Genomic DNA, 26,298 nt, shown 5'->3' on the forward strand with positions numbered 1-26,298 from the left:
GCCCACCTTGTCGAACGCTCGCCACGACGGACGGGAGGCGCGGTGCCGGCCGGCACCGCGCCTCCCGTCCGTGGGACCCACCGGATCAGGCGGTGCGCACCTGCCGACGACGTCGTGCGACGAGCACCCCGGCCCCTGCGGTCAGCAGGAGCAGGGCCGCCGCGAGGCCGCCGCCGAGCTCGGCGCCGGTGAAGGCGAGCGTGCCCGTCGCGGGGTCGACGACCCGGATCGGCGTCCAGCCGACCAGCGAGCCGTCCGCCGCGGTCACGGCGAGGCGGTGCGCCCCGGCGGTGGTGCCGGCCGGGATCGTGACCCGGACGGTGCCGTCCGCACGGACCGTGGCGGTCGCGAGGAGCACCGGCTCGGAGTACAGCCAGACCGCGATCCGCTCGCCGGCGCGGGCGGTGCCGACGCCGACCGTGATCGTCTCCCCGGCACGCACGGTCGCCGGGGCGGTCACGCCGCCGCGGACCGCGTCGGTCAGCGCCGATGCGGACGGAGCGACCGGTGACGGTCCGGTGCCGGGACCGCTGCCTGCGCCCGTGCCCGTGCCGTTGCCGCCGGTTCCGGTTCCGGTTCCGGGCGTGCCGCCGGCGCCGGGCGTCCCGCTGCCGGAGGCCACGTCGAACCCGACGAGGATCGGGTCGTGGTCGCTCGCACGGTAGACGTCGTCGCGGTACAGGTCGGTGACGTTGTAGTCGTAGCGGCTGTACTCCAGACCGACCGACTCCACCGAGTTGATGTTCCAGATGTCCACGCCGGTGACGTCCGCGAGTGCCGCGGGTGAAGCGAGCACGTGGTCGAGCGACCCGCTCAGGCCGCCGAAGACGTACGACCACTCCGAGGCGTCGAGCGCCGGGCCGAGGTCGGTGTAGCCGGCCTCACGGAGGACGACCATCGGGTCCTCCTGGCTGTAGGCGTTGAAGTCACCGAGCATGAACACCCGGTCGGTGCCGTACTTCGCCTGCTCCGTGGTCGAGAACCCGGCGAGCGCCTTCGCCTGCGCCACGCGCGACGCGTTCGACGCACCCTGTCCGTCGCCGGTGTCGGCGTCCGCACCCGAGCCGGACCCCTTCGACTTGAAGTGGTTCGCGATCACCAGGAAGTCGTCGTCCGCGGTGCCGCCGACCGGACGGAAGGCGTCGGCGACGGGCTGGCGGGCGTTCACGAAGGCGGGGTCGTCGAGGATCGTCGACTCCCCGACCGGCGCGACGCGGTCCTGCTTGTAGATCAGTGCGAGGCGGATGACGTCCTCGCTCGCGGGCAGCTTCGCGGGCGACTTCACGTACGCCCAGGTGTCCTGCCCGGTGGCGGCGTTGAGGGCGGCGACGAGCGTGCCCACCGCGGCGTCGCGGTCACGGCCGAAGCGGGCCGAGTTCTCGATCTCCTCGAGCGAGACGACGTCGGCGCCGAGGCCGTTGATCGCCCCGACGATCTTGACCTGCTGGCGGGCCAGGTCGTCGGCGTTCGCGGCACCGCGGGCGTCGCAGCCGCCGCGGACGGTCACGGGGTCGCCGTCACGGTCCGTGTAGTACGTGCAGCCGGTGAGCTGGTCGCCCGTGGTCGGGAAGTAGTTGAGCACGTTGAAGCCGGCGAGCTCGAGGTCGCCTCCGACCTGCGCGGGCGCCGCGGTGCGCACGTTCGAGAACGACGCCGGCAGGGTCGCCACCGGGGTCGCTCCCGTGATCGGCGACGTCGGCTGGAACTTCCACGTGTCGTTGCGGTAGTCGAGGACGACCGGCTTCGAGAAGGTCGCGGCGGCGCCGACCGTGACCGGGCCCTGGGTGAGCCAGGACACCGGGATCGACTGGTTCGCCGCACTGAGGAAGTTCGTGCTCGCGCCGTCGTCGAGCACCACCTTCCGTGCGGCGTTGTCCGCTGCGACCGCGGCGGCCTCGGCGCTGCCCGGTCGGGCGACCTCCGTCGGCTGGATCAGCCGCTTCGTCCCCGCGGCGAGCACGACCTCGCCGTACTGGTTCGTCGTGAAGGTGTCGGCGACCGTGTAGCTGCCCTGCGGTGCGAGGAGCATGCTCTCGAGCGACTCGCGCTGTGCGTCGGTGCGCGGGAACGCGAGCGTGGCCGGCACCGGCTGCGCGACGCCGGTCGCGGGGAGCCGCACCAGGTCGGCGGTCGACGCGACCGTGAGCTCGGTGAGGCCGTTGAACTCGGACACCTCGCCGGTCAGCCGGACGGCGTCGCCGATCGCGACGCTGCCGACCGTCGCGGCCGAGAACACGAACACGGCGTCGGACGCGGTGTGCGTGGTCAGGTCGAGCGCGCCGCCCGTGCCGGCCGTCTGGATCGTGTAGCCGTTCAGCCCGCCGGTCGGGTACACCGCCGTGACGACGCCCTCGGTGGTCACCCGCTTGCCCGCGTACGGCGACGCCGCCCCGGTGCCCTGCAGCTGCGCGACGGTGACCTGCTCGGCCGGTGTCGTCGGCGTACCGGGGTCCGGTGTGCCGGTGCCGGGCGTCCCGGTACCCGGCGTTCCGCCGCCGCTCGTCTGGCCCGCACTGTTCCGCGGCGTCGGCGTGGTCGTCTCGACGAAGTCCGCGCCGTTGTCGTCGGTGTCGGTCGTCCCCGTCCGGGTGAGGGCGTTCGGCACCGCGTTGGTACCGGTGACCGGGCGCACCGTGCGCTCGAAGGTGTTGGACGCGCCGTACCCGAGCAGGTCCACGACACCCGGGGTGCCGGTCGCGACGGCGCCGGCCGGCAGCGTCAGCGGTGCGGTGCGGTCGGAGAGGGCGAGCGTCCCCGTGGTGCCGGACACGTTCAGCGAGACGGTGTCGTCGGGCGTCGGCAGGTCGGCGCCGACGGGCGTCGCACCACCGTTGCCCGGCATCGCGACGAGGAACGTCCCACCGGCGGGCACGGTCCCCTCGAGCGCGCTCGCGGTGAAGCTCCCGGTGCCGGCCGCGGGGCGGTACTGCAGCGACCACCCGGCCAGGGACACCGGTGACGCCGTGGGGTTCGCGATCTCGACGAACTTGCCGTTGTACGGGGCGTTCGCGCTGCCGCCCTTCAGGTACGCCTCGCCGATCACCAGACCGGTGCCGGCGGGATCCGCCAGCGCGGACGAGACGGACACGAGCGGTGCCGCGACGAGCGTCGCTGCGACGGTGGCGCACGACACGGTGCGCCGGAGGGTCTTGGGCATGCTGACCTTCGGGAAGAGGAGGGGGACTCCAGCACGCTAGCCACCTGCGGGGGCGTTCAGGTTTCCGGCAGGTGAACGATCCGGTCCACCCCCGTGCAGGGCACGCCGGTCCGGTCCGCCCGGGCGCCCTCGGCGTCAGTGCGCGACCGGCACCCACTCCGAGCCGACCCGGTGCACCGCGGGCCCGTGCCCGGGCAGCACGATCTCCGGGATCGGCAGCGCCCGCGCCGACTCGAGCGCCGTCGCCCCGTCGGCGGTGAAGAACGGCGTGATCATCCGGGGCCGCGGCTGCCACGACGCCGGCTGCGTGTCGTGGTGGGTGACGACGGCGTCGCCCGTGACGATCGCACCCGCCGCGGGCAGCAGGTACGCCGTCGACCCGGCGGTGTGCCCGACCGCGGGGAACGGCGTGATCGCACGCCCCGCGAACGTGGCCGCGGTGAAGGCCGAGGCGCTCGGGACGGTGGTCGGACGGAGGGCGTCGGACCGGATCGCCCGGACCAGCCACCGCAGCACCCGCGGCGAGGCCAGGCGGCCACCGATCTCGGCGGGCGTCACCTGCTGCCGCTCGGGTCCGCGCACGTTGTCGAGCTCGTCCGCGTGCGCGAGGACCTGCACGTGCGGGTGTCGCTCGAGGATCCCCGGGATGCCGCCGACGTGGTCGACGTGCCCGTGGGTGACGTACACCCGGCGCAGGTCGGCGACGTCGTGGCCGGCCCAGCGGATCGTGTCGAGCACGAGCTCGCTGTCGGCGGGGTAGCCGGCGTCGACGAGCGCGACGCCGTCCTCCTCGGCGAGGACGACCCAGTTCGACACCGGCCCCTCGACGAAGACCACCCCGGGGGCGACGGAGACGACGGACCGGGGTTCGCGGGAGGTCATCCCCCGACGCTACCGCCGGCGGGCTCGTGCTCGGACCGGCGCGCGCGGGTCTGCGATGCCCGGGCGGCGAGGGCGTCGTCGTCGGGGTACCCGACCTCGGTGAGGGTGAGACCCTTCGCGGGCGCGATCGTGAAGGCGCTGGTCCGCTCCTGCGCGACGCGCAGCTCCTCGAGGCGGTCCGGGCCGAACCGACCCTGGCCGACCGCGATGGTCGCGCCGACCATCGCGCGCACCATGGAGTGGCAGAAGGCGTCGGCCTGGAGGCGCGCCACCAGCACGCCGTCCGGCTCGCGGTCCCAGCGGAACTCCTGGAGCGTCCGGATGGTCGTCGCGCCCTCGCGCGGCTTGCAGAACGTCGCGAAGTCGTGCAGCCCCAACAGCGTCAGCGCACCGCGCTCCATCGCCGCCGGGTCCAGACGCGCCGGGTGCCAGAGCGTGTGCCCACGACGACGGGGATCGCGGGGGGCGTCGGCGTCCGCGACCCGGTACTCGTAGCGCCGCCAGAGCGGGGAGAACCGGGCGTCGAACCCGTCCGGCGCGACCGAGGCCCGCGTGACGACGACGTCACCGTCCGGCCCTGCGATGCCGTTGATCCGCTTGACGAGTCCGTCCAGGCTGGTCCGCGGCGGGCCGTCGGGGGCCGACCGGCGCGGCCGGCTGAGCGCGCCCCACTGCTCCGCGGTGAGGTCGAGGTGCGCGACCTGTCCGGTGGCGTGCACGCCGGCGTCGGTGCGTCCGGCGACGGTGAGCAGCGGCGGTTCCCCCCAGCGGGTGAACACCGTGGCGAGCGCCGACTCGAGCGCTCCCTGCACGGTCCGCAGCCCGGGCTGCCGGGCCCAGCCCGAGAACGCCGCTCCGTCGTAGGCGACGTCCAGACGGAGCCGCACACCGCCCTGGTCGCCGGCCGTCTCGTCCACACGAGCGAGCGTACCGGGGCCGTGCCGCGCCTCCCGGCCGTCCCCGAGCAGCGCCGGACGGCCGCGCCGTGTCAGCGCGTGTCAGGACCGCGTCAGTGGCGCGTGAGCGCCCCTCGGCACGATCGACACCGACATCGACGAAAGGACCCAGCGATGACCAGCTCACCCCTCGCGGTCGAGGCGACCGGCCTCGTGAAGACCTTCGGGTCGAACCGTGCCGTCGACGGCGTCGACCTCCGTGTGGAGGCCGGGACCGTCTACGGCGTGCTCGGGCCGAACGGCGCCGGCAAGACGACCACCATCTCCATGCTCGCGACGCTGCTGCAGCCCGACGGCGGCGAGGCCCGCGTCTTCGGGCACGACGTCCGCCGCGAGCCGCAGACCGTGCGCTCCCTGATCGGCGTGACCGGGCAGTACGCCAGCGTCGACGAGACCCTCAGCGCGACCGAGAACCTCGTCATCTTCGCGCGGTTGCTCGGCCTGTCCCGCGGCGACGCGCGGCGCAAGGCGACCGAGCTGCTCGAGCGCTTCAGCCTGACCGAGGCCGCGTCCCGTCCGCTCAAGGCGTTCTCCGGCGGCATGCGTCGTCGGCTCGACCTGGCCGCGAGCCTCATCGCGCAGCCGCCGCTGATCTTCCTCGACGAGCCGACCACGGGTCTCGACCCGCGGACCCGCGCACAGATGTGGGACACGATCCGGGAGCTCGTCGCGACCGGCTCGACGGTCCTGCTCACCACGCAGTACCTCGACGAGGCCGACCAGCTCGCCGACCGCATCGCCGTGATCGACCACGGCCGCGTGGTCGCCGAGGGCACCGCCGACGAGCTGAAGTCCTCGGTCGGCACGTCCTCGCTGCAGCTCCGTCTGGCGGACGCCGACGCGGACGTCCTCGCGACGGCGGCGTCGCTCGTGGAGCGCGTGCTCGGCACCCCGGCGGTCGTCAGCCCCGAGGGAGCGCGACTGACCGCCCCGATGACGGCGCCGGACCGCGTCACCGACCTGCTCGTGTCGTTCCGCGACGCGGGCGTCTCCCTCGCCGAGATGAGCGTGCAGAAGCCGACGCTCGACGAGGTTTTCCTCACCATCACCGGCTCGCCGACGCCCGCGGACACTGCCGCGGACGACACCGCCGAGCGCACGCTCGAAGGGAGCCTCGCATGACCACGCTCACCCCCACCACGACCACCGCACCCCGGGCCACCCCGCGCCCCGGCGTCGGCTCGACCGGTCTGGGCGCGACCGTCCGCCAGTCGTTCACGATGGCGTACCGCGGGCTCGTGAAGATCCGCAGGACGCCCGAGCAGCTGTTCGACGTGACGCTCATGCCGATCGTCTTCACGGTGATGTTCACGTACATCTTCGGCGGCGCGATCTCCGGCGACGTCGGCAGCTACCTGCCCGTGATCATCCCCGGCATCCTCGTGCAGACCGCGATCACGTCGTCGGTCGTCACCGGCGTCCAGCTCCGCGAGGACATGGACAAGGGCGTGTTCGACCGCTTCCGGTCCCTGCCGATCGCGCGGATCGCCCCGCTCGCCGGGGCCCTGCTCGCCGACACCGTGCGGTACGCCATCGCGACGACGATCACCTTCGTGGTCGGCATCGTGATGGGGCTGCGGCCCGCCGGTGGCCTCGGCGCGGTCCTGCTCGCGGCGCTCCTGGTGATCGTGGTCGCGTGGGCGATCAGCTGGGTGTTCGCGTACTTCGGCGTGATCGCCCGCACCGCGTCGAGCGTCTCCGGCATCGCGAACCTCGTGCTGTTCCCGCTGACGTTCCTGTCGAACGCGTTCGTCCCGACGGACACGCTCCCCGCCTGGCTGCGCTGGTTCACCGAGGTCAACCCGGTCTCGCACCTCATCACGGCGGTGCGGGAGCTCGTGAACCACGGCACCGTCGGCGGCGACCTGTGGCTCAGCCTGCTCGGTGCCGCGGTGGTCGTCGCGGTGTTCGCTCCGCTGACGGTGCGGGCGTACATGCGGAAGGCCTGAGCGCCGGAAGGACCGGGCGGGCTCGGGCGGCGTCGGCCGCTCGAGCCCGCCCGTCCGTCCCGACCGCGGCCGACGGCCTGGGCACACCGCGTGCTCAGGCCGTCGGCGCGATGCGGACGCCCTCGAGGAGCGCACGGGTCCTGGTGACGACCCGTGCGCGCCCCCAGTCGTGCGCGAGCGGGTCGTGGTCGGCAGCCGAGGCGTCCGCCGCCTCGGCCTCGGCCGCGGCGAGCGCCCGCTCCCCCGCGGCCGCCGCGAGGAGCGGACGGATCCGCGCGTGCGCGAGCACCGCGTAGTCCTGGCGCGTGCCGACCCGGGTCGCGAGGGCCCAGCAGCGGACGGCCGCGTCGGGCTGGCCGTCGCGGACGAGCGCGACGGCCAGCCCGAGCAGCGCCGTCCCGACGACCGGCAGGTCCAGCCAGGTCGACCCGAGCCGCAGCTGCACGAGTGCTCCGGTGCGCAGGCGTCGTGCGACGTCGCGCTCGGCGGCCGGGAGGCGCACCCCGCCTCCGCCGGGTCCCTCCACCTGGTCGGTGGTCGCGCCCAGGGCCTCGTCCACGGCCGCGATCCGCGCTGCGCCCGCCATGAGGCGCCAGTGCACCGCGCGGGTGCGCGGGTCCCGCAGCAGGTCCCACGCCGCGGTGTACTCGGCGGCCGCGCGCTCGGGGCGTCCCTCGTACCGGGCGCACTCGGCACCGATCGCGCGGGCGAGCACGCCCACCTGGACCGTGCCGTCGGCCGGACCGCCGCGCATCGTCACCGGGCGGAGGCGCAGGTCCTCGGCGATGGCGCGCGCCCGGACGAGGTCGCCCGTCGCCGCCGCGGCCAGGCCGACCGTCCAGCTGATCTCGTACAGGTCGTCGTCGGCGCCGAACCGTTCGAGCAGCTCCTGCGCCGACGCGGCCGTCTCGAGTGCCTCGCGGTACCGGCCGCCCTGCGCGTGCAGCTGGGTCAGGGTGACGGCGACGGAACCGGCCGTCCAGGCGTCGCCGGAGACCGCGGCGAGGTCCCGCGCGCGCTGGGCGTACCGGAGCGCGGCCGCGGGGTCGCCGGCGTTCTCGGCGAGCGGCGCGCTGAGCATCGCCCCGAAGCAGGCGACGCCCGGGTCCGGGTCGGCCCGCATCCGTCCGAGCAGCGCCGCTCCGGCCCGTTCCCCGCCGAGCACGAGCAGCAGGTCGCACTGCGCGTCGACCACGGGGTGCCCGGTGCCGCCGTCCCGTCGCATGCGCCGCAGCACCGAGCGGGCGCGGGCGGTGGTCCGGATGTCGGTGAAGGCCGCCGACGCCCCGCACAGCACGAGCGACACGACCGTCGCGGTGCGGTCGTCGGGGGCGACCGGCGCGGACCGGAGGGCGGCGATCACGTCGTGGGCGACGGCCACGACCTCGCCGTGGGTGCCGCGCAGGGTCCAGTAGCCGCCGAGTGCGGCGAAGACGTGCGCGACGGTCGGCCCGTCCTCGTCGCGCACCGCCCAGCGCAGCAGGGTGACGAGCGTCTCGGCCTCCCGGCGCACCACGCCGAACGCCGCGAGCTGCGCGGGCCCGGTGAGGGCGAACAGGTTGCACGTGGCCGACAGCTCCCGGCCCCACGTGGTCATCGCCGCCCGCACCTGCCCGGTCGTGCCGCGCTCGTCGAGGCGGTCCGCCCCGAACTCGCGCACGGTCTCGAGCAGTCGGTAGCGCACCGGTTCGCCCGGCGTCTCGACGAGCTGCACGAGGGACTGCTCGACGAGCTCCGCGAGGTCGTCCGACGCGTCGGCCCGACGGTCGGGTACCGCGACGGCCTCGACCGCACCGTCGGGGACGCCGTCGGGGAACAGCGCGAGCCGCGTGAGGAGGTCCTGCGCCCCGGCGTCGAGCAGCCGCCAGCTCCACTCGATCACCGCGAGCAGCGTCCGGTGCCGCTCCGGGGCGCTCCGGTCCCCGCTGCGGAGCAGGGCGAACCGGTCGTCCAGGCGCCGCTCCACCTCGTCGACGCTCATCCCGCGGACCCGCGCGGCGGCGAGCTCGATCGCGAGCGGCGACCCGTCGAGCCGGGTGCAGATGCGGCGGACCGTGTCGACCGGCAGCACCGCGCCGGGGCGGGCCGCTCGTGCACGGTCGGTGAACAGCCGGACCGCGGCACCGTCCGCCTCGACCGGCAGGGGCGCGAGCGGTGCCACGACCTCGCCGCCGATCGCGAGCGGCGCCCGCGAGGTCGCGAGCACCCGCAGCCCGGGCACCGCGGCGAGCAGGTCGGCGGTGAACGGCGCGACCCGGTCGAGCAGGTGTTCGCAGTTGTCCAGCACGAGCACGGTCGGGGCCTCGTCGAGCACCCGGGTGACGCGGCCCCACAGGTCCGTGACCACGGCGTCGCGGAGGGACCGCGCCGACCGCACCTCGGCGACCCCGAGGAGTGCCGCGAGTGCCGGCAGCAGGTCGTCGGCGTCGGTGAGCGGTGCGAGCTCGCACACCACGACCGCCGTGGTCTCCGGCAGGCCGGCGGCGACCGCCTGCGCGAGCCGGGTCTTGCCGAGCCCGCCCGGCCCGAGCACGGTGACGAGTCGCCCCCGACCGAGCTCGGCGGTCACGGTCGCGACGTCGTGTGCGCGGCCGACGAGCTCGTTCGGCGCCGCACGCAGCCCGATGCGTCGGACGGTGCCGGTCGGGGCGGCGGGACCGCGCAGGAGTGCGGCGTGCAGGGCGACGAGCTCCGCGGACGGGTCGGCACCGAGCGCGTCGGCGAGCCGCCCACGGTGCGCCGCGAACACCGCGAGCGCCTCGGCCGGACGACCGTCCGCCGCGAGGGCGCCCATCGCACCGGCCGCGGCCACGTCGTCGTAGGGCGCCGCGGCGGACTCGTCGGTCCAGACCGCGGCGGCGGCCGTCGTGTCGCCGGACTCGAGCAGCAGGACACCCAGGCGTCGACGGAGGGCGTGCCGAGCCGCAGCCGCGCGGGCCGCCAACGCCGTGCCGAGCTCGCCCTCGACGTCGTCGCCCGGTGCCCCGGTCCACCGGTCGAGCGCGGCCCGGACGGTCTCGAGGTCGGTCGCGTCCACGGCGCGCTCGGCAGCGTCGAGGTCGACGGTGTCCTGGCCGGGTGCGAGCGCGTAGCCGGTGGTGGTGGAGACGACGAGCCCCTCGGCCGTGCTCCGTCGCAGGCGGGACACCATGGTCTGCAGGGCCGCTCGCGCTCCCCGGGGGCGGTCGTCACCCCAGAGCGCGTCGATCAGCGAGTCGGTCCCGACCGCGTGGCCCTCGGCGAGCACGAGCGCGACGAGGAACGACCGGGCGAGGGCACCCGTGACGGGCACGCTCCCGCCGTCCGGCCCCGCGACGGTCACCGGTCCGAGGACGGCGACACGGGACGCGACGGGCACGCGCCGATCCTACCGACGCCGTGCGACGGCCCCGGGCGGCGACGCGTCCGGGGTCAGCGCTTCTCGCCGAACGGCCCCGTCTTCGTGTCGACGTCCTGGGTCGCCCGCTTCTCCGACTCCAGGATCCCCCGCAGGGCGACGATCGCGCTCGCGGTGACGGCCACGCTCGACGGGTTCTCCCGGCTGGCGTCGAGGGCGCGCTCGAGCGTCGCGAGTGCCTCGTCGCCCGCGTCCTCCGCGCAGTCCCCGCGCACCACGCACGCGACCTGGCGCAGGGCTGCGGCGAGCGGCTCCGCGAACGACGGGTCCGGACGGCCGATGTTGTCCGCGACCGGGCCGGACCGGGCGACGAGCTCGGTGAGGTCCGTCGTGTACCAGGCGGCCCGCTCGAGGGCACGGAACCGCGCCCCGTCGGTCGCCAGGCGCGCCCGCGACCCGCGGAGCACCCCACGGGGGTTCCACCGACGGCTCTCCTGCGCCACCGACACCCGTTCGCGCACGTCCTCGATCGCCGCGTCGAGCCGCGACTGCTGCCGGTCCCACGCGCGGGTGTCGGGCTCGCCCCGGTCGAGCACGGCCGCGAGGTCGTCGAGGTGCTCCGCGAGCACCGCGTTGACCTGGTCGATGCGCCGCTCGGCGTCCCAGAAGTGCAGCGGCGGCACGATCAGCGAGTTCACCAGCAGCCCGATGCCGATCCCGATGCCCATCTGCACGACGTACGCGAACGAGTACCCCTCGGCGTTGCCCCCACCGACGAGCAGGACGAACAGCGCCGCCATCGGGACCCACGAGTACCCCTCGCCGAGCACCCGGAACCCGCTGACCAGCACGCCGAGGCCCACCGCGAGGGCCACCGCGACCACGCCCGGGTCGCCGATGAGCATCGTGAACCCGGCGATGAGGATGCCGAGCGTGATCCCGACGAGCGTCTGCAGACCGGCCCGGACGCCCGCGAACACGGTGGTCCGCATCGCCACGATCGCCCCGAGGGGTGCGTAGTACGGGTAGTCGGCCGCGACCCCGGGGGCGTGCTTCGCGAGCGTCCACGCGATCGTCGCCGCGAGCGCGGCCTTCGCCGCGAGCAGCAGCCGCGGCTGGGTGCCCGAGTCGCGGCTCCACTGCCAGAGGCGGCGCCCGGCGCCCGTGATGCGTTCTGCTCGTGCCATGTCGGCGGCCAAGCTAGCCGCGGACCGCTGTGAGCGTTGACGGCGAGCGGGGCGGGACGGGAGGCACGTGGCGGCCGTGCTGTGCGCCTCCGTCCGTCGGACGATCAGACGGGAGGCGCGTGGCGGCGGTGCACCGCGCCTCCCGTCCGGCATGCGGTCGCCGACGCGGAGAAGCCCCCGCGACGTACGTCGCGGGGGCTTCTCCGATGTGGTGCTGGACCTACTTGGCGTCGTCCGCCTTGGCGGCGGCGTCGGCCTCGACCTCGGCAGCTGCGTCGGTCTCGGTCTCGGCCTCGACCGGGGTCGACTCCTCGGTGGTCTCGGTCTCGTCGACCGGGGCCTCCTCGACCGGCGCGGCGGCGGCCGGGGCCGCCTTGCGCTGCACCGGGGCGGGCGAGCTCGAGACCGGCTCGAGCACGAGCTCGATCGACGCGAGCGGCGCGTTGTCACCCTTGCGGAAGCCGAGCTTCGTGATGCGGGTGTACCCGCCCTGGCGGTCCTCGACCTGGGGCGCGATCTCCGTGAACAGCGTGTGCACGACGGACTTGTCACGCAGCTGCGCGATGACGCGACGGCGCGCGTGCAGGTCGCCACGCTTCGCGAACGTGATGAGACGCTCGGCGACGGGACGGAGGCGCTTGGCCTTCGTCTCGGTGGTGGTGATGCGACCGTGCGTGAACAGGGCGTTGGCGAGGTTGCTCAGGAGCAGGCGCTCGTGGGCGGGGCCGCCACCGAGGCGGGGGCCCTTGGTGGGCTTCGGCATGTCAGTTCTCCAGTGGTGATGGTGGTGCGCGCTGCGTCAGCGGCGCGCGTGCGCGTCAGCGCGAGGTCAGTTGCTGGACTCGTCCTCGTCGTACCCGCTGTAGAAGTGGGCGCCGTCGAATCCGGGGACGGTGTCCTTGAGGGACAGGCCGAGCTCGGTGAGCTTGTCCTTGACCTCGTCCACCGACTTCTGACCGAAGTTGCGGATGTTCATGAGCTGCGTCTCCGACAGGGCGACGAGCTCGGACACCGTGTTGATGCCCTCCCGCTTCAGGCAGTTGTAGCTGCGCACCGACAGGTCGAGGTCCTCGATCGGGGTCTGCAGCTCGTTCGAGAGCACGGCGTCGACCGGCGCGGGGCCGATCTCGATGCCCTCGGCCGCGGTGTTCAGCTCGCGGGCGAGACCGAACAGCTCGACCAGCGTGCGACCGGCCGACGCGATGGCGTCGCGCGGCGTGATCGCGGGCTTCGACTCGACGTCGACCACCAGGCGGTCGAAGTCCGTGCGCTCACCGGCACGCGTCGCCTCGACGCGGTAGGTGACCTTGAGGACCGGCGAGTAGATCGAGTCGATCGGGATCTGACCGGCCTCGCTGAACTCCGAGCGGTTCTGGGTCGCCGAGACGTAGCCGCGGCCACGCTCGATCGTCAGCTCGAGCTCGAAGCGCGCGGTGTCGTTCAGGGTCGCGATGACGAGGTCCGGGTTGTGGATCTCGACGCCGGCCGGAGCGGAGATGTCCGCTGCGGTGACCTGACCGGCACCCTGCTTGCGCAGGTACGCGGTGATCGGCTCGTCGTGCTCGCTGGAGACGACGAGGCTCTTGATGTTGAGGATGATCTCGGTGACGTCTTCCTTGACACCGGGGACGGTGCTGAACTCGTGGAGGACGCCGTCGATGCGGATGCTGGTGACAGCCGCGCCGGGGATCGAGGAGAGGAGCGTGCGGCGCAGCGAGTTGCCGAGGGTGTAACCGAAGCCCGGCTCGAGCGGCTCGATGACGAAGCGCGAGCGGAACTCGGAGATCGACTCCTCGGTCAGGGTGGGGCGCTGTGCAATGAGCACTGTGGGATTCCTTTCGGCGGAGTGTCCGCTATATGACACTCGGCGGTACGACGGGGCCGACCGGGCCCCGACGGGTCTGTTGAGTTGTGATCACGCGCACCGACCGGCCACGGGGAACGGCGGTGTGCGATCGAACGACCAGGAATGGCCGCGGGCCCCGCCCGCCCCGGACCGGGATGACCCGGTCAGGGGACGAGCAGGGCGCGGCCGGTTGCTCCTCGCGTCAGACGCGGCGGCGCTTCGGCGGGCGGCAGCCGTTGTGCGCCTGCGGGGTGACGTCGTTGATCGAGCCGACCTCGAGGCCAGCGGCCTGGAGGGAGCGGATCGCGGTCTCGCGACCCGAGCCCGGGCCCTTGACGAAGACGTCGACCTTCTTGACACCGTGCTCCTGCGCCTGACGGGCGGCGGACTCGGCGGCGAGCTGCGCCGCGAACGGCGTCGACTTGCGCGAACCCTTGAAGCCCACGGCACCCGAGGACGCCCAGCTGAGGACGGCGCCCGACGGGTCGGTGATGCTGACGATGGTGTTGTTGAACGTGCTCTTGATGTGGGCCTGGCCCACGGCGACGTTCTTCTTCTCCTTGCGGCGCGGCTTGCGCGCGGCAGTCTTGGGGGTAGCCATGATGATCTCCTATCGGGCCTTCTTCTTGCCTGCCACGGTGCGCTTCGGTCCCTTGCGGGTACGCGCGTTGGTCTTGGTGCGCTGACCACGCACCGGGAGACCACGACGGTGGCGGAGACCCTCGTAGCTACCGATCTCGACCTTGCGGCGGATGTCGGCGGCGACCTCACGGCGGAGGTCACCCTCCACCTTGAAGTTGCCCTCGATGAAGTCACGGAGGGCGACGAGCTGGTCGTCGGTCAGGTCCTTGACGCGGATGTCACCGGAGATACCGGTCTCGGCGAGTGCCTGGACCGCGCGGGTCCGGCCGACGCCGTAGATGTACGTGAGTGCGATCTCCACGCGCTTCTCGCGCGGGATGTCGACGCCTGCTAGACGTGCCATGTGCTGGCTGCTCCTGTTGTCGATGGAGGTGTGGCGCAGTACCGGTGCCCGGGCCTCCGCCCCGAGGTGTCCCCCCGCCGTCGACCTGGGTCACGACGGGGTTCTGGTACTGCGTGTTCGGTGTTGAGTTGTGGGTCCTGCTGGGAGCTCAGCCCTGGCGCTGCTTGTGACGCGGGTTGCTCTTGCAGATCACCATGACGCGGCCCTTGCGGCGGATGACACGGCAGTGCTCGCAGATGGGCTTGACGCTGGGGTTGACCTTCATGGTTGTTTCCTCGTGCTCGCTGGCTTCGTGCTCGGCGGGTTCGCCGGGCCGTTCCTTTCCAGCTCGCGGATCACTTGTAGCGGTAGACGATCCGGCCGCGGGTCAGGTCGTACGGGCTCAGCTCCACGATCACGCGGTCCTCGGGGAGGATGCGGATGTAGTGCTGGCGCATCTTCCCGGAGATGTGCGCGAGGACCTTGTGTCCGTTGGTCAGCTCAACGCGGAACATCGCGTTGGGCAGAGCTTCGAGCACCGAGCCTTCGATCTCGATGACGCCGTCTTTCTTGGCCATAGCCTCACTGTCGCTTGATTGGATTACCGGTGTGATCCCCGAGCCGGTCTGCGGGTCGGGCGCCACGCCAGAAGGCATGGCACACCAAGGGTTGATCCTAGGCGACAGCGGGCCGATTGCCAAGTGCGGGCCGGTCCGACCCCTCGTCTGGGGCTTCCGCAAGGGTTCCTGAGCGTTCCACAGTGGGTTGTCGGGCTGCTCCGGGCCGCGGAGCAGCGGTGCGCCCGTAGCCTGGCCGACGCACCGACCGGGTCCCGGTCGGCGACCGGACCCCCGATCGGAGACCCCGTGCCGCACGATCCCCGCCGCCCCATCGCCCGACACGGCCGACTCCCCCGCCGTCGGGCGTGGACCACGGCCGCCACGGTGGTCGCCGCCGCGCTCGCGGTCGTCCTCGTCAGCGGCACCAGCGTCGCCGGCATCGCGGCGGTCCAGCTCGCGACCGCGCCGCACACCGTGCAGCTGAGCACCGACGACCAGAACACCGCGAAGGTCGCCGACATCACGGCGATCAAGGGCGGAGCGAACATCCTCCTCGTCGGCAGCGACACCCGCATCGGCCAGTTCGACTCGGACGAGAACGTCGAGGGCGCGCGCAACGACGTCACGATCCTCGTGCACGTCTCCCAGGACCACCAGCAGCTCACGGCGGTCAGCTTCCCGCGCGACCTCAAGGTCCCGATCCCGGCGTGCACCAACCCCCAGACCGGCACCACCTACCCGGCCGCGAGCAAGGAGCTGCTCAACGAGGCGCTCGGGCACGGCGGCCTGTCGTGCGTCGTCGACACCGTCGAGAACCTCACCGGCCTGACCGTCCCGTACGCCGGCCTCATCACCTTCGACGGCGTCATCGAGATGTCGAACGCCCTCGGCGGCGTCGACGTCTGCGTCGCGAAGCCGATCCACGACTCGTACACCGGGCTGCAGCTCACCGCGGGCGACCACACGCTCGAGGGGCAGGACGCCCTCGCCTTCCTCCGCAGCCGCCACGGCGTCGGCGACGGCAGCGACCTCGCCCGGATCAGCTCGCAGCAGGTCTTCCTGTCCGCCCTGCTCCGCAAGGTCGCCTCGGACGGCACCCTGTCGAACCCCGTGACGCTCTACAAGCTCGCGGGTGCCGCACTGTCGAACATGACCCTGTCCGACGGCCTCGCCCAGACCCGCACACTCGTCGGCCTCGCCTCGACGCTGCGCGGCATGAGCACGTCCAACATGCTCTTCGTGCAGTACCCCGTGGTCGACGACCCGACGGACACGTCGCACGTGCTCGTCGCGCAGGAGCCCGCGCACGCCCTCAACGTCGCGCTGCAGCAGGACGTGAAGACCTCGCTGACCGACTCGAGCACGGGCCGGGCGTCGACGCTGTCACCGGACGCGCAGGCCTCCGCGCCCGCGCAGGCACCGGCCTCCGGGACGGGTGGCGGGACCGGCACCGGGACGGGCGGCGGCACGGACACGGGGGCCGGCACCTCGGGCACCGGGGACGCCACGGCCGGTTCGACCCCGAGTCCGAGCGCCACCCCGCTGCCGTCGAGCATCACCGGGCAGAGCGCCTCCGAGCAGACCTGCTCGCGCGGCAACTGACGCGGTAGCGGGGCTGCTGCGGGCTGCCGGCCATGGCCCGCTGACGCGGTCGCGGGGCTGCGGGCTGCGGGCCGGGGGCCCCGGAGCCGGGCGTGGGGTCGCAGTCACGGGCGTCCGGACCGCTGGCTCAGCCCTGCGGGTCGCTGTCGCGATCCGCGGGACCGCTGACCCGGGCGCGAGCGCGGGGCGGCCCACCCGGCGGGATGTCGGCGCGGAGCCCGCCGGACGGCCCGCCGTCGGACGGGAGCCGGACCGAGGGACCCGGCAGACCGACGGACGGGAACCGACACGACCGAACCGCCCCGCGCCTCCCGAGCTGCCATGCCTGCGGACGGGAACCGTCGCGGCCGAGCCGCGCGGTGCCTCCCGAACCGACCCACGGACGGGCTGGACCCGACACGGCGGAACCCACCCGCGCCTCCCGGCCCGAGCGACCGACGCTGCCTAGGCGATCGGGACGGGCGTCACGCCGAGCGCTGCGAGGCCTGAGGCGCCCCCGTCGGAGGCCGTCGTGACCCAGATGCCGTCCGCGTGCACGGCAACCGTGTGCTCCCAGTGCGCGGCGTCCGAGCCGTCGAGCGTCCGGATGGTCCAGTCGTCGTCGTCCGTCGAGCTGTCGATCGTGCCGGCGGTGACCATCGGCTCGATGGCGACCACGAGTCCGGGCCGGACCGCGGGCCCGGCACCGCGGACGCGGTAGTTGAAGACGGGCGGATCCTCGTGCATCGAACGGCCGATGCCGTGCCCGGTGAAGTCCTCGACGATGCCCCAGGCGCCGGTCTCGTCGATCGCGTCCTCGATCACCGCGCCGACCTCGTTGAGGTTGCGGGCGTGCGCGAGTGCCGCGACGCCGTGCCACAGCGCACGCTCCGTGGTGTCGCACAGCGTCTGCCGCGCCGCGGTCAGCGGTGCGTCCCCACCCGGGAGCACCGTCGTGAACGCACTGTCGCCGTTCCACCCGTCGACCTCCGCGCCGGCGTCGACCGACACGATGTCGCCGGGCTGCAGGACACGGTCACCGGGGATGCCGTGCACGACCTCGTCGTTGACCGAGACGCACAGCGTGTGGCGGTAGCCCGGCACGAGCTGGAAGTTCGGGATGCCGCCGCCGTCACGGATGGTGCGTTCTGCGACCGCGTCGAGCTCGCCGGTGGTGACACCGGGTCGGATCGCCTGCCGCACCGCCGTGAGGGCTGCCTCGGTCAGCAGCCCGGGACGGACCATCGCCCGGAGTTCCTCGGGGCTCTTGTAGATCGACGGCTTGCGACGTCGCACGAGCGGGCTCAGACGCCGGCGGTGAGGCCGCGCGAGACCAGGGCCGCCTGGATGCGGTCGCCGACCTCGTCGATGGTGCCGAGGCCGTCGACCTCGACCACGAGTCCACGCTCGGCGTAGGACGCGACGATCGGTGCGGTCTCCTGCGTGTAGACCTCCTGGCGACGACGGATGGTCTCCTCGTTGTCGTCGCTCCGACCCTGCTTGGCGGCACGGTCGAGCAGACGGCTGACGAGCGCGTCCTGGTCGGCCACGAGCTGCACCACGGCGTCGATCCCGGCGCCCTGCTCGGCGAGCAGTGCGTCGAGGTAGGCCACCTGGCCGACGGTGCGGGGGTACCCGTCGAGCAGGAACCCGTCGACCGCGTCGGCCTCGGCGAGACGGGACTTCACGAGCTCGTTCGTCAGTTCGTCGGGCACGTAGTCCCCGGCGTCCATGATCGCCTTCGCCTGGACCCCGAGCGGGGTGCCCTCGGACACGTTCTTGCGGAAGATGTCACCGGTCGAGATCGCGGGGACCCCGAACGACTCGGCGATGCGGCCCGCCTGGGTGCCCTTCCCGGCTCCGGGAGGTCCGACGATGATGAGACGTGCGCTCAACGGAGAAGCCCTTCGTAGTGACGTTGCTGCAGCTGCGAGTCGATCTGCTTCACGGTCTCGAGACCGACACCCACGATGATGAGGATGCTCGCGCCACCGAACGGGAAGTTCTGGTTCGCGCCGAACAGCGCCAGTGCTGCCAGCGGGATGAGCGCGATGAGACCGAGGTAGAGCGCACCGGGCAGCGTCACCCGGGTCAGGACGTAGTCGAGGTACTCCGCCGTCGGACGGCCGGCCCGGATGCCCGGGATGAAGCCGCCGTACTTCTTCATGTTGTCGGCGACCTCTTCGGGGTTGAAGGTGATCGCGACGTAGAAGTACGTGAAGCCGACGATGAGCAGGAAGTACAGGACCATGTAGAACCAGTTGTCACCCGAGGTCAGGTTCGCCTGGATCCAGGTCACCCACGCGGCCGGCGCGGAGCCGTCCGAGGGCTGGTTGAACTGCGCGACCAGGGCCGGCAGGTACAGCAGCGACGAGGCGAAGATGACGGGCACGACGCCGGCCATGTTCACCTTGATCGGGATGTAGGTGTTGTTGCCCCCGTAGGTGCGACGGCCGACCATGCGCTTGGCGTACTGCACGGGGATCCGCCGCTGCGACTGCTCGACGAACACCACGGCCATCATGATGACCAGGCCGACCAGGATGACGAACAGGAAGAGCTCGAACGACTGCGACTGCTCGATCGCCCAGAGCGCGGACGGGAACTGCGCTGCGATGGACGTGAAGATGAGCAGGGACATTCCGTTGCCGATGCCGCGCTCGGTGACGAGCTCGCCCATCCACATGATGAGGCCGGTGCCGGCGGTCAGCGTGACGACCATGAGCATGATCGCGTACCAGCTGTCGTTCGAGATGATCGACGAGCAGGAAGCCGAGGCGTTGGTGCCGAACAGGGCGCCGGAGCGGGCGACGGTGATCAGGGTGGTGGACTGCAGCACGCCCAGCGCGATGGTGAGGTAGCGCGTGTACTGCGTCAGCTTCGCCTGACCGGACTGTCCCTCCTTGTAGAGGGCGTCGAAGTGCGGGATGACCACGCGCAGGAGCTGCACGATGATCGACGACGTGATGTACGGCATGATGCCGAGCGCGAAGACCGAGAGCTTCAGCAGCGCGCCGCCGGAGAAGAGGTTGATCAGGTCGTAGAGGCCGCCGGAGGACGACGCGCTGGCGAGACAGCTCTGCACGGCGGCGTAGTCGACGAACGGTGCGGGGATGTACGACCCCAGACGGAACAGCGCGATGATCGCGAGGGTGAAGCCGATCTTCTTGCGAAGATCGGGGGTGCGCATGATGCGCGCGACCGCTCTGAACACGAGGACTCCGAACTGCTGGGACCGGCGACCTGGTCGAGGTCGGCACGGTGTCGATCGGCAGGGCCGACCCGGCCGACGGACGGCCACTGTCAAGGAAACCGTAACGGCGGCCCGTGCGCAAACGCACGGGCCGCCGACGGGGATTACTGGGAGACGGAGCCGCCAGCAGCTGCGATCTTCTCGGCGGCGGACGCCGAGACCTTGTCGACCGCGACCGTGAGCTTCACGCTGATGTCACCCTGACCGAGAACCTTGACCTTCTCGTTCTTGCGGACGGCGCCCTTGGCCACCAGGTCCGCGACGGTGACGTCGCCACCGTTCGGGTAGAGCTCCGCGAGCTTGTCCAGGTTCACGACCTGGTACTCGACGCGGAACGGGTTCTTGAACCCGCGGAGCTTCGGGGTGCGCATGTGCAGCGGCATCTGCCCACCCTCGAAGCCGACCTTGACCTGGTAACGAGCCTTCTGGCCCTTGGTACCACGGCCGGCGGTCTTGCCCTTCGAGCCCTCACCGCGACCCACGCGGGTGCGGTCCTTCTTGGCGCCCGCGGCGGGGCGGAGGTGGTGCAGCTTCAGCACCTGCACGCGCTCGTTCTTCTCGTCGCTCATGCGTCGACCTCCTCGACCTTCACGAGGTGCGCGACCGTCGCGACGTACCCGCGGTTCTGGGCGTTGTCCTCACGCAGGACCGTACGGCCGATGCGCTTGAGACCCAGGCTGCGGAGCGTGTCGCGCTGGTACTGCTTCTCGCTGATAACGGACTTCGTCTGCGTGATCTTCAGCATCGCCATCACGCACCTGCCTTCTCGGTCGCGGCACGCAGGGCTGCGGCCTCGGCGCGGAGCAGGCGGGCCGGGACGACCCGGTCGACGTCGAGGCCACGACGGCTGGCGACGGCGCGGGGCTCCTCGAGCTGCTGCAGCGCCTCGACGGTCGCGTGCACGATGTTGATGGTGTTCGACGAGCCGAGCGACTTGCTCAGGACGTCGTGGATGCCGGCGCACTCGAGCACGGCGCGGACCGGACCACCGGCGATGACACCGGTACCGGCAGCAGCCGGACGCAGCAGGACGACACCGGCAGCGGCCTCACCCTGGACGGGGTGCGGGATCGTGTTGCCGACGCGCGGGACGCGGAAGAAGTTCTTCTTCGCCTCCTCGACGCCCTTGGAGATCGCGGTGGGGACTTCCTTCGCCTTGCCGTAACCGACACCGACGAGGCCGTTGCCGTCACCGACGACGACGAGCGCCGTGAAGCTGAAGCGACGACCACCCTTGACGACCTTCGAGACGCGGTTGATGGTCACCACGCGCTCGAGGAACTGGCTGTCGCCACCGCGGTTGTTGCGGTCGCGACCCTGCTGACGGTCACGGCCACCGCCACGACGGCCGCGCTGGTCGGCGTTGTCGCGGTTGTTGGACGCGGAGCCCGCAGCGGTCTCGACGGGGCGCTCGGCGACCGCAGGAGCGTCCGCCTCCTTGCCGGTCGTCGCCTTCGCAGCGGTCTCGGTCGCAGCAGCGGTGTCGGTCTCGACAGCGGTCTCGGTCTCGACAGCGGCCTCGGCCGGCGTCTCGGTCTCGGCCGCTTCGTTGTTGTTCGCGATGTCGCTCACAGGTTCAGCCCTCCTTCACGGGCACCATCGGCGATCGCGGCGACGCGACCGGCGTACTTGCTACCACCGCGGTCGAAGACCACGGCCTCGACGCCGGCAGCCTTCGCACGCTCGGCGAGGAGCTCGCCGACGCGACGGGCCTTGGCCGTCTTGTCGCCGTCGAACGACCGGAGGTCGGCCTCCATCGTCGACGCGCTGGCCAGGGTGTGACCCTGGGCGTCGTCGATGACCTGGACGAACACGTGGCGCGACGACCGGAAGACAGCGAGGCGCGGACGCGACTCGGTGCCGGTGATCTTCTTGCGGAGACGGTTGTGACGGCGCGCCTTGGCGGCCGACTTGCTCTTTCCTCGGATACCGAGAGCCATGATCACTTACCTGACTTTCCGGCCTTGCGGCGCACGATCTCGCCGGCGTAGCGGACACCCTTGCCCTTGTAGGGCTCGGGCTTGCGCAGCTTGCGGATGTTGGCAGCCACCTCGCCGACGGCCTGCTTGTCGATGCCCGAGACGGTGAGCTTGTTGTTGCCCTCGACGGCGAAGCTGATGCCCGCCGGCGGCTCGACCGTGATCGGGTGGGAGTAGCCGAGCGCGAACTCGACGTTGCTGCCCTTGGCCTGCACGCGGTAACCGGTGCCGACGACCTCGAGGCCCTTGGAGTAGCCCTGGGTCACGCCGACGATGTTGTTCGCGATCAGGGTGCGGGTGAGGCCGTGCAGGGCACGGGACTCACGCTCGTCGTCCGGGCGGGTGACGAGGACCTGGTTCTCCTCGACCTTGGCCTGGATGGGCTCGGCGACGACGAGCGCGAGCTCGCCCTTCGGGCCCTTGACCGCCACGGTCTGACCGTCAACGGAGACGGAGACCCCGGCGGGGATGTCGATGGGAAGACGTCCGATACGAGACATTGTCGATCACCACACGTAGGCGAGGACTTCCCCACCCACGCCCTTCTGCTCGGCTTCACGGTCGGTGAGCAGTCCCGAGGAGGTCGAGAGGATCGCCACGCCGAGGCCACCGAGGACCTGGGGGAGCTCCGTCGACTTCGCGTAGACCCGGAGACCGGGCTTCGAGACGCGCTTGATGCCGGCGATCGAACGCTCGCGCTCGGGGCCGTACTTCAGGTCGATCGTGAGGGTCTGCCCGACGCGGGCGTCCTCGATCTTCCACTCGCTGATGTAACCCTCGCGCTTGAGGATCTCGGCGATGTTCTTCTTCAGCTTGGAGCTGGGAAGCGAGACGGCGTCGTGGTGCGCCGAGTTCGCGTTCCGCAATCTGGTCAGCATGTCTGCGACCGGATCGGTCATCGTCATGATGGTCGTCCATTCTTCGCCTGGTTTCGACACCCGTTCCACGAATGCCGACCTGAGCGATCGGGGTGATCCCGGAGCGGTTCCCCGGGATCGGTGTGTTCAAGGGTGCGGGCCGGAGGACGTGAATCCTCCGGCCCGCACCGCCCGAAGTAGCTTAGACCGTCTGGTCGGCCGAACGGAACGGGAACCCGAGCTGGCGGAGCAGCGCGCGTCCCTCGTCGTCCGTCTTCGCGGTGGTCACGACGGTGATGTCGAAGCCACGCACGCGGTCGATGCGGTCCTGGTCGATCTCGTGGAACATCGACTGCTCCGTGAGACCGAACGTGTAGTTGCCGTTGCCGTCGAACTGCTTGTCGCTGAGACCGCGGAAGTCGCGGATGCGGGGCAGTGCGAGGGTGACGAGCCGGTCGACGAACTCCCACGCGCGATCACCGCGGAGGGTGACGTGCGCGCCGATGGCCTGACCCTCGCGCAGCTTGAACTGCGCGATGGACTTGCGGGCCTTCGTCACGATCGGCTTCTGACCCGTGATCGCCGTGAGGTCCTTGACGGCCCCGTCGATGATCTTCGAGTCGCGAGCGGCCTCGCCGACGCCGGTGTTCACGACGACCTTGACCAGGCCAGGGACCTGCATGACGTTCGCGTACCCGAACTGCTCGGTGAGGGCAGCCTTGATCTCGTTCTTGTACTTCTGCTTGAGGCGCGGTTCGACCTTGGTCGCCGGCGCTGCAGTCGTGTCGGTCATCAGAGCTTCTCACCCGACTTCTTGGCGTAGCGGACGCGGACGGTCTTCTTGACGCCGTCCTTCTCCACCTCTTCGATGCGGAAACCGACGCGGGTCGGCTTCTTGGTCTTCGGGTCGACGATCGCGACGTTCGAGACGTGGATCGGAGCCTCGTGCTGCTCGATGCCACCGGTCTTCGAACCGCGCTGCGTCTGGCCGACGCGGACGTGCTTCGTGACGAAGTTCACGCCCTCGACGACGACCCGGTTCTTGTCCTTGAGGACCTCGAGGACCTTGCCCTGCTTGCCCCGGTCACCGCCGCGCTCCTGCTTGGCGCCCGTGATGACCTGGACGAGGTCGCCCTTCTTGATGTTCGCCATGGCTTACAGCACCTCCGGCGCGAGCGAGATGATCTTCATGAACTTCTTGTCCCGGAGCTCGCGACCGACCGGACCGAAGATGCGCGTTCCGCGCGGGTCGCCGTCGGCCTTGAGGATCACTGCCGCGTTCTCGTCGAACTTGATGTAGGAGCCGTCCTGACGACGGGTCTCCTTCTTGGTGCGAACGATGACCGCCTTGACGACGTCACCCTTCTTCACGTTGCCGCCGGGGATGGCGTCCTTCACCGTGGCGACGATGACGTCACCGAGGCCGGCGTAGCGACGACCCGAGCCACCGAGCACGCGGATGGTCAAGATCTCCTTGGCACCCGTGTTGTCGGCGACCTTCAGGCGGGATTCCTGCTGAATCACTGCTGTCTCCTATTCCGAAGCAGGCCGGGGCCTACTTGGCCTTCTCGAGGATCTCGACCAGGCGCCAGCGCTTCGAGGCGCTGAGGGGACGGGTCTCGCTGATCACGACGAGGTCGCCGACACCGGCGGTGCCGAGCTCGTCGTGGGCCTTCACCTTGGACGTGCGGCGGATGATCTTGCCGTAGAGCGCGTGCTTCACGCGGTCCTCGACCTCGACCACGATGGTCTTGTCCATCTTGTCGCTCGTCACGTAGCCGCGACGCGTCTTGCGGTAGCCGCGGGTGGAGGCGGCGGAGTTGAGCTCTTCGTTCGCCATCAGTTCTCCTCGGCGGTAGCGGCCTCGGTCGACTCGGCGGGCTTGTCAGCCTTCTTCGTCGTCTTCTTGGCCTTGGTGGCGGTCTCGACGGGCGCGGGAGTGGCACGGATGCCGAGCTCGCGCTCGCGGAGGACGGTGTAGATGCGTGCGATGTCGCGCTTGACGGCACGGAGACGACCGTGGCTCTCCAGCTGGCCGGTGGCCGACTGGAAGCGGAGGTTGAAGAGTTCCTCCTTGGCCTTCTTCAGCTCGTCAGCGAGACGCTCGTTCTCGAACGTGTCGAGCTCCGTCGGACGGAGCTCCTTGGAACCGATCGCCATTATGCGTCGCCCTCCTCGCGCTTGATGATGCGTGCCTTGAGGGGCAGCTTGTGGATTGCACGGGTCAGCGCCTCACGGGCGATGTCCTCGCTGACGCCGGAGAGCTCGAAGAGCACACGACCCGGCTTGACGTTGGCGACCCACCACTCGGGCGAGCCCTTACCGGAACCCATGCGGGTCTCAGCCGGCTTCTTGGTGAGCGGGCGGTCCGGGTAGATGTTGATCCAGACCTTGCCGCCACGCTTGATGTGACGCGTCATGGCGATACGAGCGGACTCGATCTGACGGTTGGTCACGTAGGCGGGGGTCAGCGCCTGGATGCCGTAGTCACCGAACGACACCTTGGTGCCACCGGTCGCCTGGCCCGAGCGCTTCGGGTGGTGCTGCTTGCGGTGCTTGACTCGACGGGGGATAAGCATGGTTACGCCTCAACTCCTGCGCCGGCCGGCGCGTCCTGCGGGGCCTGCTGCTGGCGGCCGCCGCGGTCGCCGCCACGGCGGTCCCCACGGTCGCTGCGCTCGCCACGCGGGCCGCCACGACGCTCGGGGCGCGACGAACGCTGGTTCGCCTGCTCGCGAGCGAGCTCCTTGTTCGTGATGTCGCCCTTGTAGATCCAGACCTTCACGCCGATGCGGCCGAACGTGGTCCGGGCCTCGTAGAAGCCGTAGTCGATGTTCGCGCGGAGCGTGTGCAGGGGCACACGGCCCTCGCGGTAGAACTCCGAGCGCGACATCTCGGCGCCGCCGAGACGACCGGACACCTGGATGCGGACACCCTTGGCACCGGCGCGCTGTGCACCCTGCAGGCCCTTGCGCATGGCGCGACGGAACGCGACACGAGCGGAGAGCTGCTCGGCGATGCCCTGCGCGACGAGCTGGGCCTCGGTCTCGGGGTTCTTCACCTCGAGGATGTTGAGCTGGATCTGCTTCTTGGTGAGCTTCTCGAGCTCGCCACGGACGCGCTCCGCCTCGGCGCCACGGCGACCGATGACGATGCCCGGACGCGCGGTGTGGATGTCCACGCGGACGCGGTCACGGGTGCGCTCGAGCTCGATGCGGGCAACGCCTGCGCGGTCGAGGGTCTTCTTCAGGTACTCGCGCACCTTGATGTCCTCGGCCACGTAGTCGGCGTAGCGCTGGCCGGCCTTCGTGCTGTCGGTGAACCAGTGCGAGACGTGGTCCGTCGTGATCCCGAGACGGAAGCCGTACGGGTTGACCTTCTGGCCCATTAGTTGCTCGCCTTCTTGCTCGTCGCGGCAGCCTCGACCTCGTCCGGCGTCGCGAGGACGACCGTGATGTGGCTGGTGCGCTTGTTGATGCGGAAGGCGCGGCCCTGGGCGCGCGGCTGGAACCGCTTCAGGGTCGTGCCCTCGTCGACGAAGACGCGGCTCACGTAGAGGTCGCGCTCGTCGAGGAAGCTGTTCGTCGAGTCAGCCTTGACCCGTGCGTTGGCGATCGCCGAGGCGACCAGCTTGTACACGGGCTCCGAAGCGCCCTGGGGGGCGAACTTCAGGATGGCGAGCGCCTCGTGGGCCTGCTTGCCGCGGATCAGCTCGATGACGCGACGGGCCTTCTGAGGCGTGACGCGGATGTGTCGCACACGTGCGATCGACTCCACCATTTCGTTCCTC

At 71.4% G+C, this 26,298-nt stretch carries 31 protein-coding genes; 3 read left to right on the forward strand and 28 right to left on the reverse strand.

Annotation, left to right across the window (positions count from 1 at the left end; translation table 11 throughout):
* Positions 1-85 precede the first annotated feature (85 nt).
* The 3 genes from QOL15_RS15510 to truA all read right to left on the reverse strand — a co-directional run bounded on the left by QOL15_RS15510 (position 86) and on the right by truA (position 4,956).
* Positions 86-3,157, reverse strand: a complete 3,072-nt coding sequence (locus QOL15_RS15510; RefSeq protein WP_071246074.1) for an ExeM/NucH family extracellular endonuclease — start codon at positions 3,155-3,157, stop codon at positions 86-88.
* 135 nt (positions 3,158-3,292) lie between these two features.
* Positions 3,293-4,039 (reverse strand): MBL fold metallo-hydrolase, encoded by a 747-nt coding sequence (locus tag QOL15_RS15515; RefSeq protein WP_071246073.1) that lies wholly within the window; start codon positions 4,037-4,039, stop codon positions 3,293-3,295.
* Positions 4,036-4,956 (reverse strand): tRNA pseudouridine(38-40) synthase TruA, encoded by a 921-nt coding sequence (truA, locus tag QOL15_RS15520; protein ID WP_254780326.1) that lies wholly within the window; start codon positions 4,954-4,956, stop codon positions 4,036-4,038. Before truA ends, QOL15_RS15515 begins: the two co-directional genes overlap by 4 nt.
* Before the next feature lie 153 nt (positions 4,957-5,109).
* Between truA and QOL15_RS15525 the strand changes: the two genes are divergently transcribed.
* The gene (locus QOL15_RS15525; RefSeq protein WP_065959997.1) at positions 5,110-6,117 is read left to right on the forward strand and encodes an ATP-binding cassette domain-containing protein; all 1,008 of its coding nucleotides are present in this window, start codon (positions 5,110-5,112) and stop codon (positions 6,115-6,117) included.
* Positions 6,114-6,944: an ABC transporter permease gene (locus QOL15_RS15530; protein WP_083393877.1), complete on the forward strand. Its 831-nt coding sequence runs from the start codon at positions 6,114-6,116 to the stop codon at positions 6,942-6,944. The genes QOL15_RS15525 and QOL15_RS15530 overlap by 4 nt, the downstream gene beginning before the upstream one ends.
* Before the next feature lie 94 nt (positions 6,945-7,038).
* Here the strand turns inward: QOL15_RS15530 and QOL15_RS15535 are convergent, their stop codons facing one another.
* The 8 genes from QOL15_RS15535 to infA form a co-directional block, all read right to left on the reverse strand.
* Positions 7,039-10,302, reverse strand: a complete 3,264-nt coding sequence (locus tag QOL15_RS15535; RefSeq protein ID WP_071246072.1) for a BTAD domain-containing putative transcriptional regulator — start codon at positions 10,300-10,302, stop codon at positions 7,039-7,041.
* A 53-nt stretch (positions 10,303-10,355) separates the two neighbouring features.
* Entirely contained in the window at positions 10,356-11,468 is a 1,113-nt protein-coding gene (locus QOL15_RS15540) for an aromatic acid exporter family protein (RefSeq protein WP_071246071.1), read from the reverse strand.
* A 220-nt stretch (positions 11,469-11,688) separates the two neighbouring features.
* On the reverse strand, positions 11,689-12,231 hold the full coding sequence (rplQ, locus tag QOL15_RS15545; protein ID WP_071246070.1) for a 50S ribosomal protein L17: 543 nt from the start codon (positions 12,229-12,231) through the stop codon (positions 11,689-11,691).
* A gap of 66 nt (positions 12,232-12,297) precedes the next feature.
* The gene (locus tag QOL15_RS15550) at positions 12,298-13,293 is read right to left on the reverse strand and encodes a DNA-directed RNA polymerase subunit alpha (protein WP_065960011.1); all 996 of its coding nucleotides are present in this window, start codon (positions 13,291-13,293) and stop codon (positions 12,298-12,300) included.
* A 223-nt stretch (positions 13,294-13,516) separates the two neighbouring features.
* Entirely contained in the window at positions 13,517-13,915 is a 399-nt protein-coding gene (gene rpsK, locus QOL15_RS15555; RefSeq protein ID WP_017885507.1) for a 30S ribosomal protein S11, read from the reverse strand.
* A gap of 9 nt (positions 13,916-13,924) precedes the next feature.
* Positions 13,925-14,299 (reverse strand): 30S ribosomal protein S13, encoded by a 375-nt coding sequence (gene rpsM / locus QOL15_RS15560; RefSeq protein WP_058728274.1) that lies wholly within the window; start codon positions 14,297-14,299, stop codon positions 13,925-13,927.
* 148 nt (positions 14,300-14,447) lie between these two features.
* Positions 14,448-14,564, reverse strand: coding sequence for a 50S ribosomal protein L36 (gene rpmJ, locus QOL15_RS15565; protein ID WP_022903266.1), 117 nt, complete (start codon positions 14,562-14,564; stop codon positions 14,448-14,450).
* A gap of 70 nt (positions 14,565-14,634) precedes the next feature.
* Entirely contained in the window at positions 14,635-14,856 is a 222-nt protein-coding gene (gene infA, locus QOL15_RS15570) for a translation initiation factor IF-1 (RefSeq protein WP_017885509.1), read from the reverse strand.
* Positions 14,857-15,144: 288 nt separating this feature from the next.
* On the opposite strand from infA, the gene QOL15_RS15575 reads away from it, so the two are divergent.
* Positions 15,145-16,440: an LCP family protein gene (locus tag QOL15_RS15575; RefSeq protein ID WP_254784082.1), complete on the forward strand. Its 1,296-nt coding sequence runs from the start codon at positions 15,145-15,147 to the stop codon at positions 16,438-16,440.
* A 444-nt stretch (positions 16,441-16,884) separates the two neighbouring features.
* Here the strand turns inward: QOL15_RS15575 and map are convergent, their stop codons facing one another.
* From map to rplV, 17 genes are all read right to left on the reverse strand, one after another.
* A complete protein-coding gene (map, locus tag QOL15_RS15580; protein WP_065960095.1) occupies positions 16,885-17,664 on the reverse strand; it encodes a type I methionyl aminopeptidase in 780 nt (259 codons plus the stop codon).
* Between the two features lie 59 nt (positions 17,665-17,723).
* Positions 17,724-18,314 carry an adenylate kinase gene (locus tag QOL15_RS15585; RefSeq protein WP_071246068.1) on the reverse strand — a complete coding sequence of 197 codons (591 nt, stop codon included), beginning with the start codon at positions 18,312-18,314 and terminating at the stop codon, positions 17,724-17,726.
* Positions 18,311-19,633, reverse strand: coding sequence for a preprotein translocase subunit SecY (gene secY / locus QOL15_RS15590; RefSeq protein WP_065960014.1), 1,323 nt, complete (start codon positions 19,631-19,633; stop codon positions 18,311-18,313). Before secY ends, QOL15_RS15585 begins: the two co-directional genes overlap by 4 nt.
* Positions 19,634-19,776: 143 nt before the next feature.
* A complete protein-coding gene (gene rplO / locus QOL15_RS15595) occupies positions 19,777-20,241 on the reverse strand; it encodes a 50S ribosomal protein L15 (RefSeq protein ID WP_065960017.1) in 465 nt (154 codons plus the stop codon).
* Positions 20,238-20,423 carry a 50S ribosomal protein L30 gene (rpmD, locus tag QOL15_RS15600; protein ID WP_022906355.1) on the reverse strand — a complete coding sequence of 62 codons (186 nt, stop codon included), beginning with the start codon at positions 20,421-20,423 and terminating at the stop codon, positions 20,238-20,240. Before rpmD ends, rplO begins: the two co-directional genes overlap by 4 nt.
* Positions 20,423-21,235: a 30S ribosomal protein S5 gene (gene rpsE / locus QOL15_RS15605; RefSeq protein WP_065960098.1), complete on the reverse strand. Its 813-nt coding sequence runs from the start codon at positions 21,233-21,235 to the stop codon at positions 20,423-20,425. The genes rpmD and rpsE overlap by 1 nt, the downstream gene beginning before the upstream one ends.
* A gap of 5 nt (positions 21,236-21,240) precedes the next feature.
* Complete coding sequence (gene rplR / locus QOL15_RS15610; protein WP_058742351.1) at positions 21,241-21,612, reverse strand: 50S ribosomal protein L18; 372 nt, start codon at positions 21,610-21,612, stop codon at positions 21,241-21,243.
* Between the two features lie 2 nt (positions 21,613-21,614).
* A complete protein-coding gene (gene rplF, locus QOL15_RS15615; protein ID WP_071246067.1) occupies positions 21,615-22,151 on the reverse strand; it encodes a 50S ribosomal protein L6 in 537 nt (178 codons plus the stop codon).
* Between the two features lie 6 nt (positions 22,152-22,157).
* Complete coding sequence (rpsH, locus tag QOL15_RS15620; protein ID WP_065960021.1) at positions 22,158-22,556, reverse strand: 30S ribosomal protein S8; 399 nt, start codon at positions 22,554-22,556, stop codon at positions 22,158-22,160.
* Positions 22,557-22,710: 154 nt separating this feature from the next.
* On the reverse strand, positions 22,711-23,301 hold the full coding sequence (rplE, locus tag QOL15_RS15625; RefSeq protein WP_065960023.1) for a 50S ribosomal protein L5: 591 nt from the start codon (positions 23,299-23,301) through the stop codon (positions 22,711-22,713).
* On the reverse strand, positions 23,301-23,660 hold the full coding sequence (gene rplX / locus QOL15_RS15630; RefSeq protein WP_065960025.1) for a 50S ribosomal protein L24: 360 nt from the start codon (positions 23,658-23,660) through the stop codon (positions 23,301-23,303). The genes rplE and rplX overlap by 1 nt, the downstream gene beginning before the upstream one ends.
* A gap of 3 nt (positions 23,661-23,663) precedes the next feature.
* Positions 23,664-24,032: a 50S ribosomal protein L14 gene (rplN, locus tag QOL15_RS15635; protein ID WP_017885523.1), complete on the reverse strand. Its 369-nt coding sequence runs from the start codon at positions 24,030-24,032 to the stop codon at positions 23,664-23,666.
* A gap of 31 nt (positions 24,033-24,063) precedes the next feature.
* Positions 24,064-24,348, reverse strand: coding sequence for a 30S ribosomal protein S17 (rpsQ, locus tag QOL15_RS15640; protein WP_065960027.1), 285 nt, complete (start codon positions 24,346-24,348; stop codon positions 24,064-24,066).
* Positions 24,348-24,668, reverse strand: a complete 321-nt coding sequence (gene rpmC / locus QOL15_RS15645) for a 50S ribosomal protein L29 (RefSeq protein WP_065960029.1) — start codon at positions 24,666-24,668, stop codon at positions 24,348-24,350. Before rpmC ends, rpsQ begins: the two co-directional genes overlap by 1 nt.
* Positions 24,668-25,087 carry a 50S ribosomal protein L16 gene (gene rplP, locus QOL15_RS15650; protein WP_065960031.1) on the reverse strand — a complete coding sequence of 140 codons (420 nt, stop codon included), beginning with the start codon at positions 25,085-25,087 and terminating at the stop codon, positions 24,668-24,670. Before rplP ends, rpmC begins: the two co-directional genes overlap by 1 nt.
* Before the next feature lie 2 nt (positions 25,088-25,089).
* Positions 25,090-25,896: a 30S ribosomal protein S3 gene (gene rpsC / locus QOL15_RS15655; RefSeq protein ID WP_065960033.1), complete on the reverse strand. Its 807-nt coding sequence runs from the start codon at positions 25,894-25,896 to the stop codon at positions 25,090-25,092.
* Complete coding sequence (gene rplV / locus QOL15_RS15660; RefSeq protein WP_017885528.1) at positions 25,896-26,288, reverse strand: 50S ribosomal protein L22; 393 nt, start codon at positions 26,286-26,288, stop codon at positions 25,896-25,898. Before rplV ends, rpsC begins: the two co-directional genes overlap by 1 nt.
* Positions 26,289-26,298: the final 10 nt, after the last annotated feature.

Source organism: Curtobacterium sp. MCBA15_012 (assembly GCF_001864935.2).
Classification (GTDB): domain Bacteria; phylum Actinomycetota; class Actinomycetes; order Actinomycetales; family Microbacteriaceae; genus Curtobacterium.

Bases quoted from the DNA above. Each gene is read 5' to 3' on its own strand.
- rplQ (WP_071246070.1), bottom strand. From the start codon at position 12,231: ATGCCGAAGCCCACCAAGGGCCCCCGCCTCGGTGGCGGCCCCGCCCAC.
- rpmJ (WP_022903266.1), bottom strand. From the start codon at position 14,564: ATGAAGGTCAACCCCAGCGTCAAGCCCATCTGCGAGCACTGCCGTGTC.
- rpmD (WP_022906355.1), bottom strand. From the start codon at position 20,423: ATGGCGATGCTGAAGATCACGCAGACGAAGTCCGTTATCAGCGAGAAG.
- QOL15_RS15515 (WP_071246073.1), bottom strand. From the start codon at position 4,039: ATGACCTCCCGCGAACCCCGGTCCGTCGTCTCCGTCGCCCCCGGGGTG.
- map (WP_065960095.1), bottom strand. From the start codon at position 17,664: ATGGTCCGTCCCGGGCTGCTGACCGAGGCAGCCCTCACGGCGGTGCGG.
- rpsK (WP_017885507.1), bottom strand. From the start codon at position 13,915: ATGGCTACCCCCAAGACTGCCGCGCGCAAGCCGCGCCGCAAGGAGAAG.
- rplO (WP_065960017.1), bottom strand. From the start codon at position 20,241: ATGAGCGACGAGAAGAACGAGCGCGTGCAGGTGCTGAAGCTGCACCAC.
- rpsM (WP_058728274.1), bottom strand. From the start codon at position 14,299: ATGGCACGTCTAGCAGGCGTCGACATCCCGCGCGAGAAGCGCGTGGAG.
- QOL15_RS15510 (WP_071246074.1), bottom strand. From the start codon at position 3,157: ATGCCCAAGACCCTCCGGCGCACCGTGTCGTGCGCCACCGTCGCAGCG.
- rplX (WP_065960025.1), bottom strand. From the start codon at position 23,660: ATGGCGAACATCAAGAAGGGCGACCTCGTCCAGGTCATCACGGGCGCC.
- rplF (WP_071246067.1), bottom strand. From the start codon at position 22,151: ATGTCTCGTATCGGACGTCTTCCCATCGACATCCCCGCCGGGGTCTCC.
- rpmC (WP_065960029.1), bottom strand. From the start codon at position 24,668: ATGGCGATCGGTTCCAAGGAGCTCCGTCCGACGGAGCTCGACACGTTC.
- rpsQ (WP_065960027.1), bottom strand. From the start codon at position 24,348: ATGGCGAACGAAGAGCTCAACTCCGCCGCCTCCACCCGCGGCTACCGC.
- infA (WP_017885509.1), bottom strand. From the start codon at position 14,856: ATGGCCAAGAAAGACGGCGTCATCGAGATCGAAGGCTCGGTGCTCGAA.
- rpsH (WP_065960021.1), bottom strand. From the start codon at position 22,556: ATGACGATGACCGATCCGGTCGCAGACATGCTGACCAGATTGCGGAAC.
- QOL15_RS15540 (WP_071246071.1), bottom strand. From the start codon at position 11,468: ATGGCACGAGCAGAACGCATCACGGGCGCCGGGCGCCGCCTCTGGCAG.
- QOL15_RS15530 (WP_083393877.1), top strand. From the start codon at position 6,114: ATGACCACGCTCACCCCCACCACGACCACCGCACCCCGGGCCACCCCG.
- QOL15_RS15525 (WP_065959997.1), top strand. From the start codon at position 5,110: ATGACCAGCTCACCCCTCGCGGTCGAGGCGACCGGCCTCGTGAAGACC.
- rplP (WP_065960031.1), bottom strand. From the start codon at position 25,087: ATGCTTATCCCCCGTCGAGTCAAGCACCGCAAGCAGCACCACCCGAAG.
- rplE (WP_065960023.1), bottom strand. From the start codon at position 23,301: ATGACCGACACGACTGCAGCGCCGGCGACCAAGGTCGAACCGCGCCTC.
- rplV (WP_017885528.1), bottom strand. From the start codon at position 26,288: ATGGTGGAGTCGATCGCACGTGTGCGACACATCCGCGTCACGCCTCAG.
- rplR (WP_058742351.1), bottom strand. From the start codon at position 21,612: ATGGCTCTCGGTATCCGAGGAAAGAGCAAGTCGGCCGCCAAGGCGCGC.
- rpsC (WP_065960033.1), bottom strand. From the start codon at position 25,896: ATGGGCCAGAAGGTCAACCCGTACGGCTTCCGTCTCGGGATCACGACG.